The sequence below is a fragment of the Blautia sp. BIOML-A1 genome (assembly GCF_009883055.1).
Classification (GTDB): Bacteria; Bacillota; Clostridia; order Lachnospirales; family Lachnospiraceae; genus Blautia_A.
On record NZ_WWVR01000024.1, the window covers coordinates 33,679 to 51,316 of the forward strand.

Sequence of the window (17,638 nt, forward strand, 5' to 3'; positions counted from 1 at the left end):
AAAGAGCAGAGTGCTTTTTCCTGCTTTTTGTGAAAGGGGAGTAAAATGGAAAAAAATCGAACAAATGATATGACAGTTGGCAGTCCTGTGAAACTGATCATACAATTTATGATTCCGATGTTTCTGGGAAATATTTTTCAGCAGTTTTATAACATTGTGGATTCTATTGTTGCGGGACAGTTTATTGGTGTGGATGCACTTGCTGCAATTGGAAGTACAGGATCGCTGATGTTTTTTGTGACAGGATGGCTAAATGGATTAAGCAGTGGATTTGCGATTATCGTGGCACAGATGTTTGGTGCGAAAAGATACGATGATATGAGACATTTTGTGGCAATGTCCATCTATCTGATGTTTGGATTTGCAACGGCAATGACGGCTGGATTTCTGGTATTCAATGTCCCGATCCTGAGATTGATGAATTCTCCGGCAGATCTGATGGGGGATGTGGCCGGCTATATGGGGATTATTTATGCCGGACTTCTGGTAACAGCGGCATACAATACGCTGGCTGCCTTTTTGCGGGCACTGGGAGATTCCAAATCACCGTTATATTTTCTTATCATCTCGGCAGGAATCAATGTTGTTCTTGATATTGTTCTGATCCGCTTTGTGGGAATGGGAGTAGAAGGATGTGCATATGCGACTGTCATTGCACAGGGTGTGTCTGCGGTATGCTGCCTGATCTATATTAAGAAAAAATATCCGATCCTCCATCTGGAAAAGAAAAATTTTGAGTTTCGGAAAGGCAGCATGAGTAAATTGCTGATCCTTGGAATCCCGATGGGACTTCAGTTTTCTATTACAGCGATCGGAACTATCATAGTTCAGAGTGCGGTGAATATTTATGGTGCCACTTATATGGCAGGATTCTCGGCGGCAGGAAAGATTCAGAATGTGATAGGCATGGTGGCTGTTTCTATGGGGGCAACCATTGCGACCTATGTTGGCCAGAATCGTGGTGCAGGGCGTATGGACAGGGTAAAACAGGGTGTGAATTATTCCTGTATCATGCTCTGGATCTGGAGTGTACTTGAGATGGTAATCGTATATTTCGGAGGAAAATATTTTACCTATCTGTTTATTGATCCGTCTGAGACGGATGTTGTGCATGTGTCCGTAACTTATTTCCGTACAGTGTTCTGGGCCTATCCGTTTTTGAGTACGATTTTTGTATTTCGAAATGCACTGCAGGGTATGGGATATGGACTTGTACCGATGCTGGGAGGCGTCTTTGAGCTTGTGGCAAGAACATTGATCGTAGTGCTTGTCGCCGGAAAGACAAGCTTTGCAGGTGTCTGTCTTGCCGATCCGATGGCATGGATCGCGGCACTGATTCCATTGATCCCGTATTATTTTTATATCATGAAGAAATACAATCTTCGAACGACGTAGATACGGTATTGTGTGGACAAAACAGGAGTTTTATGTGACAATGATATTATCATAGTATTTGGAAAGGGGGGAAGCGATGAAGAAAACAGGGAGACAGTTTCTGGTGTTTCTGGCCTTGCTTGTGCTTTTTGCACAGGTTCCGTGTATGAATCAGAGAGTTTCTGCTGCAGCAAAGACAACGACAGAGAAGAAAACGACAGTAAAAACAACCAAAAAGAAAAATGGTCTTTACAAAGAAGGAAATGGTAAGTTCTGCTATTATCAGAATAACAAAAGAATAAAAAATACATGGAAAACCATAAAAGGCGGGAAATATTATTTTGACAAAAATGGGTATGCACTTATTGGCTCTTCCAAAGTTGGCAGAACATTGTATCTGTTTAAGTCAGATGGGAAATTATACAAAAGAAACAAAAATGGCTTTGTAAAAGTTCTGGGTAATACTTATTATGTGCTTAAGAGCGGAGAGCTGCGAACCGGCTGGAGCGGATGCTATGGAACCAGAAATTTCAGAACTCCGTATAAGCAGCTAAGAAAAGTGAGATTTGATTAAACAGTAAAGGGAGGCACGGACTATGAAAGGTAAAAAAACAGTTATATTTTTTTTGTTGGCAATATGCATCTGTCTTTTTCCGGCAAGGAATGCCGAGGCAGCTGTGAAATACAAAAACTGTTTTGTGAAAGCACAGAATGGAAATCTCAGTTATTATAATGCAAAAGGCAAGAAAGCAAAGGGCATTGTGACCGTAAAAGGGAAAAAATATTATTTCGATTCCAAAGGAGTTCTCCGTACAGGCTGGCGAAAGATCAATAAGAAATATTATTTTTTCAGACAGTATAATACCAGAGCAGGATACATGGTGACTTCTTCAAAAGTTAACGGAATCCGGATCAGGAAAAACGGAAGTGCAGTCTATAACAAAACTCAGCTTGCAAAGCTGAATCTTATGGTCAAGGCAAGTCAGACTGTGGACAGAGTTACGAACAACAGAATGACAAGAGAACAGAAACTGAAAGCCTGCTTCAGATATATTGTAAGCTGCAATTACGGAGATGGCGGAGATTTTGTCGGAGGTTCAAACTGGGATGTATATTATGGAAGCCGGGTACTCAGCAGAAGAAGAGGCGATTGTTTTGGGTTTGGCTGTGCAGTTGCCTATCTGGCTGATGCAGTAGGGTATACATCATATGCGGTTTCATCAGGAGGACATGGCTGGGCAGAGGTAAACGGAAAAGTCTATGATGCAAACTGGGCAAAGGTGACCGGCAAAATTGACGGGTATTGTGGTATGAGCTATGATCTCAGCGGCAGAGGCGGACGTCCAAACTATAAACCAAACAGAGCATATGTGAAACGCATCTGATATGAAAGAGAGTTTGTTATTTGAATTAAAATATGCTAAAATAACAGTTAGCTAACGAAAGATTAATACAGTTGATATGGAGGAATGAAAAATGGAAGCATATAAGCAGGAATTTATTGAATTTATGGTAGACAGTAATGTACTGAAATTTGGAGAGTTTACACTTAAGAGCGGAAGAAAGTCTCCGTTTTTTATGAATGCAGGTGCATATGTGACAGGTTCCCAGCTTAAGAAACTCGGAGAATATTACGCAAAAGCAATCCACGACAAATATGGTGATGATTTTGACGTGTTATTTGGACCGGCATATAAGGGAATTCCGCTTAGTGTAGTGACAGCAATCGCATTCAGTGAATTATACGGAAAAGAAATCCGTTACTGCTCAGACCGAAAAGAAGAAAAAGATCACGGTGCAGATAAGGGAAGTTTTCTTGGAAGCAATTTAAAGGACGGAGATCGTGTTGTTATGATCGAAGACGTAACAACCTCCGGTAAATCCATGGAAGAAACAGTTCCGAAGGTAAGAGGTGCAGCAGATGTAGAGATTGTCGGCCTTATGGTATCTCTTGACCGTATGGAAGTTGGAAAGGGCGGCGTGAAATGTGCCCTTGAAGAGGTTCATGATCTGTATGGATTTGAAACAAACGCCATCGTAACGATGGAAGAGGTTATTGAACATCTTTATAACAGGGAATACAAGGGAAAGGTCATTATTGACGATGAGCTTAAAGCTTCAATTGATGCATATTATGCTCAGTACGGTGCAAAATAAAACACCTTTCGGCGGAAGAATGTTCAGGAGGAATGAAGTTGAACGAAAAAATCTATAAAACGATGTCAAGAACAGGAGCATGCAGTGTCGCAGTGGGAATTGTTACTCTTGTTATCGGAGCAGCTGCGGGAATTCTGATGATCGTCAGCGGTGCACGCCTTCTCAAAAGAAAAGGTGACATTTTGATATAGCAATTGGAGGCAGCACAAGGTTGGGATAGTATAGTATGTCAAGAAACAGTGCAAAACGCAGGATTAAACATCTGGGAACTATGCTGTTTGTATTATATGTTCTGCTGCTGACCTATTTCCTTTTCTTTTCGGAAGAATATGGACGGGTCGCAGCAGAAGAACGAGTGTACAGATACAATCTGATCCCATTTATAGAGATCAGAAGATTCTGGATTTACAGAGAGCAGTTGGGGGTGTTTGCGGTTGTTACAAATCTGCTGGGAAATGTGATTGGATTTATTCCCTACGGATTTATTCTTCCGGTCATAGCAAGGAAATGCCGCAGCGGATTTTTTATAATTTTATCAGGATTTGGTATCAGCCTTCTCGTAGAAACAATCCAGCTTATTACGAAGGTAGGATGTTTTGACGTAGATGATCTGATCCTGAATACTTTGGGAGCGGCACTGGGATATCTGGCTTTTGCCGTTTGTAATTATCTGAGGAGAAAATGTTATGGCAAGAAGATATAGATATGCGATCATAAAGAAAAAAGAACCAGGTAAAGGGAAGCTGTCAGTGGGACTGGCGATTGCTTCCCTCCTTCTGTTTGTGGCGGCAGTAACCGCAGCTTATATGCTGGGAGGAAAATTCGGGTTCATCATAGGTGGAGTCTGCCTGTTTGCAGCATTGCTTTCTGCTTATGGGTTTGTGATGGGACTTATGAGCTTTTCTGATGAAGAGTGTATGCATCGGACCAGTGTTGTGGGTTCAATCCTGAATGGAGTGATCACAGTAGGCTGGCTGGTCTTTTTTTTGATGGGAGTATAAGAAATGGAACGATTACAGAAACAGATGGAATTTATTGTTGAGGTAGACAAAGTAAAGCAGATCATCCGCCAGACATATCTGGCAGATGCAAGCCGTAAGGAAGATGATGCGGAACATTCCTGGCATCTGGCACTGATGGCGGTTCTCCTCAAAGAATATTCTAATGAAGAGGTTGATCTGGCGAAGGTTGTACCGATGGTGCTGATTCATGATCTGGTTGAGATTGACGCTGGTGATACCTACGCATATGATGATGCGGGAGCTGAAACAAAAGAGGATCGGGAGACGAAAGCGGCGAATCGTATTTTTGGCCTCCTTCCAGCTGATCAGGGGAAATATTTCCGTGAACTCTGGAATGAGTTTGAGGCATATGAGACTGCAGAAGCCAAATTTGCTCATGTGCTGGATAATTGTCAGCCGCTTCTTCTGAATGATGCTTCCAATGGCAGAAGCTGGGCGGAACATGGCGTCCGTAAAAGCCAGATATACAGACGAAATGAGCATACATCAGAGGGATCTGTGGAAATCTGGAAATATATGCAGAAACTGATCGATAAACATGTGGAGCTTGGGCATGTTATCGACGAATAAAGTTATAACGGAAAGGAAGAATGTTTTGGACGAATTGTTGATGGAACGTTATGATCTGGCGAAAAATCGAATCTGTGAAATCTGTACAGAGAAGAGTGCACAGCCGGATTTTGAAGATTTTTTTAAGCGTATGGCGGAATTCCTGAAGAAAACAGCTGTAATTCTTGAAAGACAGACAACAGATCAGACGGAAGAAGAACTGATGCAGGAGAACAGAGACCTTTATGAGGAACTTTTTCCTGAGAATTATGGAAGCTGTTATGGAAATCCTTCTTATGCAGCAGAGAAGCTTGGCGCATACGGAAAGGTATTCTGTCTTTTATATGCAGAACTTCGCGGTGTAATTGCCTATGCATATGAGAAAAAATGGTGGGATTATACCGTTGCGGCAGAACTTTTCCTGGAAGTATATGCGGCATTTGAAGACAGTGAACTGCCGTCAGTAAAGAGCGTAGAGGATATTCTTAAGTCTTATGTCAATGACTATTGCCAGGATATGATCGAGCAGAGAGTTGCAGAAGCTGTTGATCCTGAGCTTGATTTTGCAGTACGCATCATTATGGATTCTGATCTGTCAGATCTTCGATATCTGTATTTTTATGGGGAATATGTTTCTGCAAATGAGAGAGGTGTGGCAGAATTTCTGAACAGCCTTTCACAGGAACAGATTGACAGTATGGCAGAAACCTATACAGAAGGCTACCGCATCGGATTTATCAATGGAAGAAAAGATATCACAAAGAAAAAAACGGTCAACATCCGATATAATCTTGGGTTTGAACGAATGGTCAGATCGGCGGTACTGAAATTCCGTGAGATGGGGCTGGAACCGGTTATTTATCGTCATGCCACACATATAGTCAATAAACGGGGAAATGCAAGAATTGGTTTTACCGGAGGTGTTGCCAATCCACAGTATGATTATGATCACAGACAGGATCAGGCGCTTTTTCTGGACAGTGATTTTGTGCAGCGTAAACTGCGTTCCATGCAGAATGCTTATGAGAATTACAAGGAACTGTCAGCAGTGCATGGCGGTCCGGCATGCATTGAAACGTTTGGCGAGGAACCGTTTGCACCGGAAACAAAGACAGATGCCTGGGTGCTTTCTGAGGCACAGCAGAAATTACAGGTGGATCTCGACAACGAATCCGGCCAGATCGTTAACCGTTATATCAAAGGTGATGAACGAAGCTTTACGATCATTGCTTATCCGATTCCTGAGATTGGAGAGAAATTCTCTGAGATTTTTGCGGAAATCGTTAAGATCAATACGCTGGATTACAAATTATATGAAAGAATTCAGCAGACGATCATTGAGACTCTGGATACCTGTCAGTGGGTGGAGATAAAGGGCTGTAATGGAAATGAAACAGATCTGATTATTCATCTTCATGAACTGGAGGACATCAAAAAGCAGACAAATTTTGAAAACTGTGTGGCAGATGTCAACATTCCGGTAGGAGAGGTCTTTACTTCACCGGTACTTGCCGGAACAGGTGGAGTCCTTCATGTTAAGAAGGTATATCTCAATGGATTACAGTTTAAGGATCTGAAGCTTGTATTTGACTGCGGACAGGTTATCGACTACAGCTGTTCGAATTTTGAAACAGAGGAAGAAAACCGTGCTTATATAGAGGATAATATTCTTTTTCATCACAACAAGATCCCGATGGGCGAATTTGCGATCGGAACCAATACAACAGCATATGTTGTCGCAGAAAAATATGGAATTGAAGACAAACTTCCGATTCTGATTGCAGAAAAAATGGGACCTCATTTTGCAGTGGGCGATACCTGCTACAGCTGGGCGGAGGACACACCGGTATTTAATCCGGATGGAAGAGAGATCATTGCCAGAGATAATGAGATTTCTGCACTTCGTAAGGAGGATATCAGCATGGCATATTATGGCTGCCATACAGATATCACAATTCCGTATGAGGAACTGGGAAGCATCAGTGTGATTGATGAGGATGGCGAGAGTCTTCCAATTATTGAGAATGGCCGTTTTGTGCTTCCGGGAACAGAAGAACTTAATAAACCATTTGAAGTGTAGGCTGTATACAAAAAGAGTTTGCATAGCTAAATATTTCTTTTATGGAATTTGGTTGACACAAATTTAGAATCTTAGTAGAATCAACCTGGGATAGAAAAAAGGAGGCCACCAATGAAAAAAGTTGGAATTGTAATGGGAAGCGATTCAGATATGCCGGTTATGAGCAAAGCGGCAGCAATTCTTGACAAGCTGGGCGTTGAGTACGAAATGAAGATTATCTCTGCACACAGAGAACCGGATGTGTTCTTTGAATATGCCAAAAGTGCAGAAGAAAGAGGATTTAAAGTGATCATTGCAGGTGCAGGAATGGCAGCACATCTTCCGGGAATGTGTGCGGCAATTTTTCCAATGCCTGTAATCGGTATTCCAATGCATACTACATCTCTGGGAGGACGTGATTCACTGTACTCAATTGTACAGATGCCATCCGGAATTCCGGTTGCGACAGTTGCAATCAACGGAGGAGCAAATGCAGGACTGTTGGCAGCCAAGATCCTGGCTACTTCAGATCCGGAGCTTCTTGAGAAACTCAAAGAATACAGCCGGGAACTGAAAGAACAGGTAGAAGTAAAGGATGCCCGTCTTCAGGAAGTTGGATATAAGGCTTATTGAATATAAATTCGCAAAAACCAGGTAAAGTGATATTAAATTTTAAGAAAGGAAAAGCTATCTTAGATGAAAGGCTGTGCCGGGCAGGAGCGCGGCAATTCATCTAAGCATATATTGAGATATATGTTATAGCAGCAGAAAATATGGATTACAAGAACGCAGGCGTTGATATTGAAGCAGGCTACAAATCAGTTGAACTTATGAAGAAACATATTGCAAGAACCATGAGACCGGAAGTTCTGGGTGGAATCGGTGGATTCTCAGGAGCTTTCTCTATGAATTCTTTCAAAAATATGGAAGAGCCTACTTTGGTATCCGGTACAGACGGATGTGGAACCAAGGTAAAACTTGCCATGATCATGGACAAGCATGATACCATAGGAATTGATGCAGTTGCCATGTGCGTGAATGATATCGCATGTGCAGGTGCAGAACCTCTGTTTTTCCTGGATTATATTGCATGTGGCAAGAACTATCCGGAAAAAATTGCTGAGATCGTAAGCGGTGTGGCAGAGGGATGCGTACAGTCCGGTGCGGCCCTGATCGGCGGTGAGACAGCAGAACATCCGGGACTGATGCCGGAGAAGGAATATGACCTTGCCGGTTTTGCAGTTGGTGTGATCGACAAAAAAGATCTTCTTACAGGAGAAGAACTGAATCCGGGAGATGTACTGATCGGTATGGCATCTACAGGTGTACACAGCAACGGATTTTCTCTTGTGCGTAAGGTATTTGAGATGACCAGAGAATCTCTGGATACTCATTATGATGAACTGGGAACAACACTTGGAGAAGCTCTCCTTGTGCCGACAAGAATCTATGTAAAAGCACTTAAGAGCATCAAAGAAGCAGGGGTAAGAATTCATGCATGCAGCCATATCACAGGCGGCGGTTTCTACGAGAATATTCCGCGTATGCTGAAAGAAGGAACACATGCAGTCGTAGAAAAAGACAGCTATCCGGTTCTTCCGATTTTTAAACTTCTTGCAAAAAAAGGACACATCGAAGAGAAAATGATGTATAATACATTTAACATGGGGCTTGGAATGGTGCTTGCAGTAGCTCCGGAGGATGTGGACAAGACAATGGAAGCAATCCGTAAAGAAGGAGATACTCCTTATGTAGTTGGTCGTATCGAGGCTGGTGAAAAGGGAGTGACCTTATGTTAAAGCTTGGCGTTCTGGTATCCGGAGGGGGTACGAATCTTCAGGCAATCATGGATGCAATGGATGCAGGGGCGATCACCAATGCAGAGATTGGTCTTGTGATCAGTAACAATAAGGGTGCGTATGCTCTTAAACGAGCAGAGAGCAGGGAAATTCCAGCGAAATGCATTTCTCCAAAGGATTATGCAGACAGAGAAGAATTTCACAGAGCACTTCTGACAGAACTTCAGGAGAATCAGGTAGACCTTGTGGTGCTGGCAGGTTATCTGGTGGCAATACCACCGATGATCGTGGAAGCTTATCCGAATCGTATTATCAATATACATCCGTCATTGATTCCTTCTTTCTGTGGAACGGGATATTATGGACTTCGTGTTCATGAGGGAGTTCTTGCAAGAGGCGTTAAAGTGACAGGTGCAACGGTTCATTTTGTGGACACGGGCACAGATACAGGACCGATCATTCTTCAGAAAGCTGTAGAAGTACATCAGGGAGATACTCCGGAAGTGCTTCAGAAGCGTGTAATGGAAGAAGCTGAATGGAAGATACTGCCGGCTGCGATCAATCTGATCGCCAATGGCAAAGTATCGGTACAGGATGGTAAGGTTATCATCGCAGAGGAGTGAAAATATGAAAGTATTAATTGTTGGAAGCGGCGGAAGAGAGCATGCAATTGCATGGAGTGTAGCCAAAAGCCCAAAAGTAGATAAAATCTACTGTGCACCAGGAAATGCCGGAATTTCTGAATATGCAGAGTGCGTGGATATCGGTGCGATGGAATTTGAGAAGCTTGCTGATTTTGCAGAACAGAATTCTGTTGACCTTACGATCATAGGAATGGATGATCCGCTGGTTGGTGGTGTTGTGGATGTATTTGAAGCACGCGGGCTTAAAGTGTTCGGACCGCGCAAAAACGCTGCAATTCTGGAGGGCTCTAAGGCTTTTTCCAAAGACCTCATGAAAAAATACGGAATTCCGACAGCGGGATATGAGAATTTCGATGATCCGGAGAAAGCACTGGATTATTTACATACACAGGCAAAATTCCCGATCGTACTTAAGGCAGATGGACTTGCACTTGGCAAAGGCGTTCTGATCTGCAACACTTTGGAAGAGGCAGAAGCCGGCGTCAGAGATATCATGGAAGACAAGAAGTTCGGCAGTGCAGGAAATACGATGGTCATCGAGGAATTTATGACAGGACGTGAAGTGTCTGTTCTTTCTTTTGTGGACGGCAAGACAATTCGTCCGATGACATCTGCACAGGATCATAAACGTGCCAAGGACGGAGATCAGGGACTGAATACAGGCGGTATGGGTACTTTTTCACCGAGTCCGTTTTATACAGAAGAGGTAGATAAGTTCTGTAAGGAGCATATCTATCAGGCAACGGTAGATGCTATGGCAGCAGAGGGACGTCCGTTTACAGGAATTATTTTCTTTGGACTGATGCTGACGGCAGAGGGACCGAAAGTGCTAGAATATAATGCCCGTTTTGGCGATCCGGAAGCTCAGGTTGTTCTTCCGAGAATGAAGACAGATATCATTGAAGTGATGGAAGCCTGCGTGAATGGAACTCTTGATCAGATTGAACTTGAATTTGAGGATAATGCAGCTGTCTGCGTTGTTCTGGCAAGTGACGGATATCCGGTAAAATACGAAAAAGGAATTCCGATGCATGGATTCGAGAACTTTAAGAATAAGGATGGTTATTACTGCTTCCATGCAGGAACCAAGTTCAAGGATGGAGAAATCGTTACTAACGGCGGTCGTGTCCTTGGAATCACTGCAACTGGAAAGGATCTGAAGGAGGCACGCAAAAATGCGTACGAGGCGACAGACTGGATTCAGTTTGCAAATAAATATATGCGCCACGACATAGGAAAGGCTATTGACGAGGCCTGAAAGGACAGAATATGGGAACAAGTGAAGTAGAAACAATTAAGGAAATTCAGGGAAGGGAGAATATTTTTGTAGCATACTCTCAGACTACGAAGCTTCCTTATGTAACCTGTGGGGAAGAATCATTTAATGATCAGGCATGGTTTTTTACAGAAGAAGAAGCAATTAAGGAATTTGGCAAAAAGAAAGTAGAAGAAAAGATCCTTCTCATGGGAATGCGTTATGAGAAGAAAGATTTTCCGAGGCTGTATGGTCTGTTGTTTGCAATCGGTGTAAACACAGTTATGTGGAATGATGGTGATGAACAGATGGAGATCGATCTGGAAAAGATTGTAAGAAAACCAGATCTGAGCAATGTAGAACCACAGAAACGTCCGCTGATCAATCCGACACTGCAGCTTTCCGGTATCTATTTTATACAGGAACTTCGTCGTCCGGTACCTAAGGAAGAACACAAGAACTTAAGGGCACTGGAGGAGGAAGTGATCGTGAATCTGAGAAAGTCAGAATTTTTGATCGCTATGCAGAAAAAGGGTGATGAGCCGGATAAGGTGAACATTCCTTATCTTAAGGATAAAGAGGGCAAAATCCTTCAGCCGGTATTTTCTGATGTACTGGAATTTGAGAAATTTGCCAAAGGCAAGAGACTTCGTATTGCCAAGGTTCCATTTGATAAACTTCCGAATGTTCTGATCGAACAGGCAGAAGCACTGGTTGTCAACCCTATGGGATTTAACCTTGTTCTCAACAGAGATCAGCTCAAAAAGATCATTGGATAAGAAAAACATAAAAGGCAGACAGTCGTTGGACTGTCTGTTTTTTTCTGCTACATTCAAACTCTGAAAAATTGCACTTGCAAAATCTGAATTATGTGCTACCATATGTATAACATGATGTTCATGTAGCACATATAAATCATACACGGTATTTCAGGGCACATGCTGCGAAGCATCATATTACAAAGATAAGGGGCTGAAATTATGGTCATAGAAATAGACTTTAACAGCGATGAGGCTATTTATGTACAGCTGATGAATCAGATTATCATGGGAATTGCCACATCCAGGCTTCAGGAAGGAGATGCGCTTCCTTCAGTACGGCAGCTGGCAGATACGATCGGCATCAATATGCATACAGTGAATAAGGCATATTCTTTGCTTCGACAGGAGGGATTTGTCACTATTGACCGTAGAAGGGGTGCGATCATCGCCCTTGATGTAGACAAGATAAAGGCACTGGAAGAGATGAAGCAGAATCTTATGGTTGCATTGGCAAGGGGATGCTGCAAAAATATTACCAGAGCAGAGGTTCACAATCTGATTGATGAAATTTTTGACGAATATGGAATCGAAGAATAAGAGTAACTATTCAGAAAGTGACAACAAATATGAATAACAGAAAGAGGAGGAAAGAATGCAGGCAAAATTTACCAGACAGGCCAAGGCGGCATTACAGATAGCAGAAAGTGCGGCCAGATCCTGGAAACATTCATATATTGGGACAGAACATATACTGGTAGGACTTCTTAAAGAACAGGAAGGGACTGCAGGTAAGATCCTTGAAGAATTTGGTGTAGATCCGGAAAAACTGGAAACTCTGATCACACAGCTGATAGCACCATCCGGAGTGCTTGTGGCAGAAAAATCTGCCGGTTATAGTCCGAGAGCCCAAAAGATCAAAGAGCAGGCTGTAAAAGAAGCAGAGAAACAGAAAGAGGAACAGGCAGGAACAGAACATCTGCTTCTGGCAATGCTGCGGGAAACAGACTGTGTAGGCACCAGACTTTTATATACCATGGGAGTGAATATCCAGAAACTATATAGTGCGGTTCTTTCGGCGGCTGAAATAGATTCCAATTCTACATTGGAAGAACTGCAGATGCAGAAGAAACAGAAGGAAAATAAAAACTCCACAACTCCTACGCTGGACCAGTACAGCCGTGATCTGACTGCAATGGCAGCAGATGGAAAGCTGGATCCCGTGGTAGGCAGAGAAAAAGAGATTGCTCGTCTGATTCAGATATTAAGCAGAAGAACCAAAAATAATCCGTGTCTGGTGGGTGAGCCGGGTGTCGGTAAAACGGCAATTGTAGAAGGCCTTGCACAGAGGATTATTTCCGGTATGGTTCCGGATTCTGTCAAAAACAAGAGAGTGGTTGTCCTTGATCTGTCCGGAATGGTGGCAGGAAGCAAATACAGAGGAGAATTTGAAGAACGTATTCGAAACGTGATCAATGAAGTACGCAGCAATCAGGGAATTCTTCTTTTTATTGATGAACTTCATACGATCATTGGAGCAGGTGGAGCAGAGGGAGCACTGGATGCTTCCAATATTCTGAAGCCATCTCTTTCCAGAGGAGAAATCCAGCTGATCGGTGCGACAACACTGGAAGAATACAGGAAATATATTGAGAAAGATGCAGCTCTGGAGAGGCGTTTTCAGCCGGTAACCGTGGAGGAACCATCAGAAGAAGAAACTTTGGAAATTCTTAAGGGACTTCGTCCGTATTATGAACAGCATCATGGCGTGGCAATTGAGGACAGTGCACTTGAGGCGGCAGTAAAAATGTCTGTACGTTATATCAACGATCGCTTCCTGCCGGATAAAGCAATTGATATTATTGACGAGGCCGCGTCAAAGGTCCGCCTTGGAGGATATCACGTGACGCCGGAAATGGATGTTCTGGAACTTAAACTTCGTGAGATTCAGAATGATAAGGAAAAAGCTGTCAAGGCGGCAGATCTTTCCATGGCAAAAGAGCTTCAGGCACGTCAGCGTGAGATAGAGGCAGAGATTGCCGGATATAAAGAAAAAGAAGAAAGAAGAAATAAGAGAAAGAAAATATCCGTAACGGAGAGTTCTGTGGCAGATATTATCTCAGACTGGACCAAAATTCCGGTACAGCGTCTTACAGAGGGGGAAACCAGGCGTCTGGCACGTCTTGAAAAAGAACTGCATAAACGTGTGATCGGACAGGACGAGGCAGTGAAATCAGTGGCTCAGGCAGTCAAGAGAGGTCGTGTTGGCCTGAAAGATCCGAATCGTCCAATTGGTTCCTTCCTTTTTCTGGGACCGACAGGTGTCGGTAAAACAGAACTTTCCAAAGCACTGGCAGAGGCTGTATTTGGAAGTGAGCAGGCAATGATCCGTGTTGATATGTCGGAATATATGGAGAAACACAGTGTATCCAAGCTGATTGGTTCTCCTCCGGGATATGTCGGATATGATGAAGGCGGACAGCTCAGTGAGAAGGTTCGCAGGAATCCGTACAGTGTTCTTCTTTTTGATGAGATTGAAAAAGCACATCCCGATGTGTTTAATATCCTTCTTCAGGTACTGGATGATGGACATATCACAGATGCACACGGAAGAAAAGTGGATTTCAAACAGACGATTATTATCATGACATCTAATGCAGGCGCACAGTCGATCATTGAACCAAAGAAGCTTGGTTTCATGTCAAATCAGGATGAAAAACAGGATTATGACAGAATGAAGTCCGGCGTTATGGAAGAAGTACGCAGACTGTTCAAACCGGAATTCCTGAACCGTATTGATGAGATCATGGTATTCCATCCTCTGAACAAAAGTCATATCAAAAAAATTGTCAATATCATGCTTAAGAAACTGGAAAAACGCTGCAGAGAACAGCTTGAGATCGAACTTAAGATTACAGAATCTGTCCGGGAGTTCCTTGCAGAATCAGGATTTGACAGTAAATATGGTGCAAGACCATTGCGAAGAGCCATTCAGACAAAACTGGAGGATCCAATGGCAAATGCTCTTCTTGAGGGCAGGATCAAAAGAGGAGAAACTGTCAGGATCCAGCTTCGCCAGAAGGAAATCTGTTTTACTCCGGTATCTGAAGAGAAGAAAGCAAAATAGTCCTTGCTTATACGCAATTATAAAAAAGCTGTAAAATCTTGGACAGGATACTGGTCAAAAAAAGTGGTCAATGTTATAATTAAGAATACCAGGATACTATGGAACAATTCGCAGGTATTTGGTAAAACACAACAGAAAAGTCTTTGGGAGGACATAAGATTATGGCAGTAGTAAAGGAACTGATCCGTACAGAAGAAAATCAGAGCATCAGCTTTGGCAATTATGAATTGCCTCAGAAATCTAAGGTATCAGATTTTGAATTTCAGGGAGATATCTATAAGGTAAAAACATTCAAGGAGATTACAAAGCTCGAGAGAAACGGAATGTTTGTATATGAGTCTGTACCGGGAACTGCTGTGTTTTCCTTGAAACAGGATGGCTCCAGCATGAGCTTTAACGTAGAGGGAACTGAGGATGCGCAGATTACTGTGGAAATGGAAGCAGATACAGAATATGACATTTCTATTGATGGTGCAGAAGCCGGCAAAATGAAAACAAACCTCGGCGGCAAACTTTCTTTCAGTGCAGAACTGGGAGGCGATAAAGCCGTATATGTTGAGATCAAAAAATGCTAAAAAACAAAAAGATCGTTTATTTTTGTCAGGAATGTGGATATGAATCCTCAAAATGGATGGGACAATGTCCGGGATGCAAAGCCTGGAATACCCTTGTGGAAGAAACGATTTCTACAAAGAAAGGAACTTCATCTGGTATAGGTTCTTTTCAGAATTCAGGTAAACGTCCGGAACCAGTCCGGCTAAAGGATATTTCGCTGTCAGAGGACGAACGTCAGCTGACAAAAATTGGAGAACTTGACAGAGTACTCGGGGGCGGAATCGTCCCCGGGTCTCTGGTTTTGGTGGGTGGAGATCCGGGAATCGGAAAATCCACCCTTCTTTTACAGGTATGCAGAAATCTGGCACAGTCCGGAAGAAATGTGCTGTATATTTCCGGAGAGGAATCCCTGCATCAGATTAAGCTTCGGGCAGAGCGGATCGGAGAATTTAACGAAAATCTTCAGCTTCTGTGTGAGACAAATCTGGAAACGATTCGTGAAGTGATCGAGAGAAAGAAACCGGATATGGTTGTGATTGACTCGATTCAGACAATGTTTCATGAGGACATCAGCTCTGCACCGGGAAGTGTATCGCAGGTAAGAGAATCCACCAATATACTGATGCAGATTGCCAAAGGACAGGGAGTATCTGTTTTTATTGTCGGACATGTAACAAAAGAAGGAAATGTGGCAGGTCCCCGTGTACTTGAGCACATGGTGGATACGGTACTTTATTTTGAAGGAGACAGACATGCTTCGTATCGGATTCTGAGGGCGGTTAAGAATCGTTTTGGCTCTACGAATGAGATTGGTGTGTTTGAAATGAGAAACACGGGACTGGAAGAAGTAAAAAATCCGTCAGAGTTTATGCTAAACGGAAAACCAAGTGATACTTCAGGCTCGATCGTAGCATGCTCCATGGAGGGAACGAGGCCAATACTGGTAGAAATCCAGGCGCTTGTGTGTCAGAGCAATTTTGGGATTCCGAGAAGAACTGCGGTGGGTACAGACTTTAACAGGGTAAATCTTCTGATGGCAGTCCTGGAGAAAAAAGTCGGAATTCGTCTGGCTTCCTGCGATGCCTATGTGAATATCGCGGGTGGAATGAAAATGACAGAGCCGGCAATAGACCTTGGAATTGCACTGGCGGTAGTTTCAAGCTGCAAGGATATCATTATTCCGGATTCTGTGATGGCATTCGGAGAAATTGGACTGAGCGGAGAAGTACGTGCTGTGAGCATGGCGGGACAGCGAGTGGCAGAAGCAAAGAAGCTTGGCTTTGAAACCGTGATCCTGCCGGAAGTATGCAGATCTGTTACAGAGAAAATAAAAGGAATCAGACTGGTGTACGTATCCTGGATACAGGATGCAATCCGTTTTATTATGCAGAATATTAGCTGTGAACGGTAATAAAATAAGCACAAGGGAGAAAAGATGAAGGCAGTTGTATTTGATATGGATGGAGTTATTTTTGACTCAGAAACGCTTGTGATCCAGATGTGGAAAGTAGTAGCAGAGAAATATGGAATTGAAGACATAGAAGCAACGTGTCGGGAATGCCTTGGGACGAATGCTGCTGTAAGTAAAGAAAAATTTTTTAAACGTTATGGACAGGAGTTTCCCTATGACAAATACAAAAAAGAAATGGCTGATCTTTTTCATGCGAATGCAGCAGGCGGGAAGCTTAAGCAGAAACCAGGAATCCGAGAACTTCTGGAATATCTTCAAAAGAATCATATAAAGGCAGCAGTAGCTTCTTCTACAAGAAGAGAGGTTGTAATGCGAGAACTTGAAGAAGGAGGACTGCTTCCATACTTTGATAAGGTCATCTGTGGAGATATGGTTCAGCGAAGTAAGCCGGAACCGGACATTTATCTGGAGGCCTGCAGACAAATTCAGGAGCAGTCGGAAGAGTGTTATGCGATTGAGGACTCTTATAATGGTATCAGAGCTGCAAAACGGGCAGGACTGCATCCGATCATGGTGCCGGATCTGTCGGCTCCTACTATGGAGATGGAAGAATTGTCAGATTGTATATTACCATCTTTGCATGAGGTACAGCAGTATTTTGAAAAAACAAAAAAAGCTGATAAAAAAATAAAATAGTTATTGACAAGCTGATACAGATATGATAAAGTGGTCAAGTCGCCTGAACGGGCAACATGATCATAAAAAAAAGATGCTTCAAAAAACTTAAAAAAGTTCTTGACAAGCATGAATGAATATGATAAAGTAAATGAGCTGTCTGAGAGAAAGTACAGCAAAGAACCTTGATAACTAAACAGTGAAACACATACGATTCTCGAAAATTCTTAACGAATCATCATTCAATAGAATG

At 42.8% G+C, this 17,638-nt stretch carries 19 protein-coding genes; all 19 read left to right on the forward strand.

Translation table 11 applies throughout. From position 1 onward, the window contains the following. Window positions 1-45: 45 nt before the first annotated feature. The 19 genes from GT674_RS11370 (at window position 46) to GT674_RS11455 (ending at window position 17,406) form a co-directional block, all read left to right on the forward strand. Complete coding sequence (locus GT674_RS11370) at window positions 46-1,395, forward strand: MATE family efflux transporter (RefSeq protein ID WP_161285799.1); 1,350 nt, start codon at window positions 46-48, stop codon at window positions 1,393-1,395. 76 nt (window positions 1,396-1,471) lie between these two features. After that, window positions 1,472-1,948 carry a hypothetical protein gene (locus GT674_RS11375; RefSeq protein WP_161285800.1) on the forward strand — a complete coding sequence of 159 codons (477 nt, stop codon included), beginning with the start codon at window positions 1,472-1,474 and terminating at the stop codon, window positions 1,946-1,948. A gap of 22 nt (window positions 1,949-1,970) precedes the next feature. After that, window positions 1,971-2,759: a hypothetical protein gene (locus GT674_RS11380; protein WP_161285801.1), complete on the forward strand. Its 789-nt coding sequence runs from the start codon at window positions 1,971-1,973 to the stop codon at window positions 2,757-2,759. Between the two features lie 91 nt (window positions 2,760-2,850). Further along, window positions 2,851-3,531: an orotate phosphoribosyltransferase gene (gene pyrE, locus GT674_RS11385; RefSeq protein ID WP_161285802.1), complete on the forward strand. Its 681-nt coding sequence runs from the start codon at window positions 2,851-2,853 to the stop codon at window positions 3,529-3,531. Between the two features lie 38 nt (window positions 3,532-3,569). Continuing rightward, window positions 3,570-3,722, forward strand: a complete 153-nt coding sequence (locus GT674_RS17130; RefSeq protein ID WP_192926025.1) for a hypothetical protein — start codon at window positions 3,570-3,572, stop codon at window positions 3,720-3,722. A 35-nt stretch (window positions 3,723-3,757) separates the two neighbouring features. Continuing rightward, window positions 3,758-4,234, forward strand: a complete 477-nt coding sequence (locus GT674_RS11390; RefSeq protein ID WP_161285803.1) for a VanZ family protein — start codon at window positions 3,758-3,760, stop codon at window positions 4,232-4,234. Next, window positions 4,218-4,532 (forward strand): hypothetical protein, encoded by a 315-nt coding sequence (locus tag GT674_RS11395; RefSeq protein ID WP_161285804.1) that lies wholly within the window; start codon window positions 4,218-4,220, stop codon window positions 4,530-4,532. Before GT674_RS11390 ends, GT674_RS11395 begins: the two co-directional genes overlap by 17 nt. 3 nt (window positions 4,533-4,535) lie before the next feature. After that, window positions 4,536-5,123, forward strand: coding sequence for an HD domain-containing protein (locus tag GT674_RS11400; RefSeq protein WP_161285805.1), 588 nt, complete (start codon window positions 4,536-4,538; stop codon window positions 5,121-5,123). Window positions 5,124-5,163: 40 nt separating this feature from the next. Continuing rightward, window positions 5,164-7,182, forward strand: coding sequence for an aminopeptidase (locus GT674_RS11405; protein WP_161285817.1), 2,019 nt, complete (start codon window positions 5,164-5,166; stop codon window positions 7,180-7,182). 111 nt (window positions 7,183-7,293) lie between these two features. Continuing rightward, a complete protein-coding gene (gene purE, locus GT674_RS11410) occupies window positions 7,294-7,794 on the forward strand; it encodes a 5-(carboxyamino)imidazole ribonucleotide mutase (RefSeq protein WP_161285806.1) in 501 nt (166 codons plus the stop codon). Window positions 7,795-7,934: 140 nt separating this feature from the next. Then, window positions 7,935-8,960, forward strand: coding sequence for a phosphoribosylformylglycinamidine cyclo-ligase (gene purM / locus GT674_RS11415; protein ID WP_161285807.1), 1,026 nt, complete (start codon window positions 7,935-7,937; stop codon window positions 8,958-8,960). Then, window positions 8,954-9,583 carry a phosphoribosylglycinamide formyltransferase gene (gene purN / locus GT674_RS11420; RefSeq protein ID WP_161285808.1) on the forward strand — a complete coding sequence of 210 codons (630 nt, stop codon included), beginning with the start codon at window positions 8,954-8,956 and terminating at the stop codon, window positions 9,581-9,583. Before purM ends, purN begins: the two co-directional genes overlap by 7 nt. A 4-nt stretch (window positions 9,584-9,587) precedes the next feature. Next, complete coding sequence (gene purD / locus GT674_RS11425; RefSeq protein ID WP_161285809.1) at window positions 9,588-10,862, forward strand: phosphoribosylamine--glycine ligase; 1,275 nt, start codon at window positions 9,588-9,590, stop codon at window positions 10,860-10,862. 11 nt (window positions 10,863-10,873) lie between these two features. After that, window positions 10,874-11,638 (forward strand): SseB family protein, encoded by a 765-nt coding sequence (locus GT674_RS11430; protein WP_161285810.1) that lies wholly within the window; start codon window positions 10,874-10,876, stop codon window positions 11,636-11,638. Between the two features lie 201 nt (window positions 11,639-11,839). Continuing rightward, entirely contained in the window at window positions 11,840-12,217 is a 378-nt protein-coding gene (locus GT674_RS11435; RefSeq protein WP_161285811.1) for a GntR family transcriptional regulator, read from the forward strand. 55 nt (window positions 12,218-12,272) lie between these two features. Next, window positions 12,273-14,744: an ATP-dependent Clp protease ATP-binding subunit gene (locus tag GT674_RS11440; RefSeq protein ID WP_161285812.1), complete on the forward strand. Its 2,472-nt coding sequence runs from the start codon at window positions 12,273-12,275 to the stop codon at window positions 14,742-14,744. A gap of 161 nt (window positions 14,745-14,905) precedes the next feature. Continuing rightward, complete coding sequence (locus tag GT674_RS11445) at window positions 14,906-15,319, forward strand: endosialidase (protein ID WP_161285813.1); 414 nt, start codon at window positions 14,906-14,908, stop codon at window positions 15,317-15,319. Beyond that, complete coding sequence (radA, locus tag GT674_RS11450) at window positions 15,313-16,710, forward strand: DNA repair protein RadA (protein WP_161285814.1); 1,398 nt, start codon at window positions 15,313-15,315, stop codon at window positions 16,708-16,710. The genes GT674_RS11445 and radA overlap by 7 nt, the downstream gene beginning before the upstream one ends. Window positions 16,711-16,734: 24 nt before the next feature. Next, entirely contained in the window at window positions 16,735-17,406 is a 672-nt protein-coding gene (locus GT674_RS11455; RefSeq protein ID WP_161285815.1) for an HAD family hydrolase, read from the forward strand. Window positions 17,407-17,638: the final 232 nt, after the last annotated feature.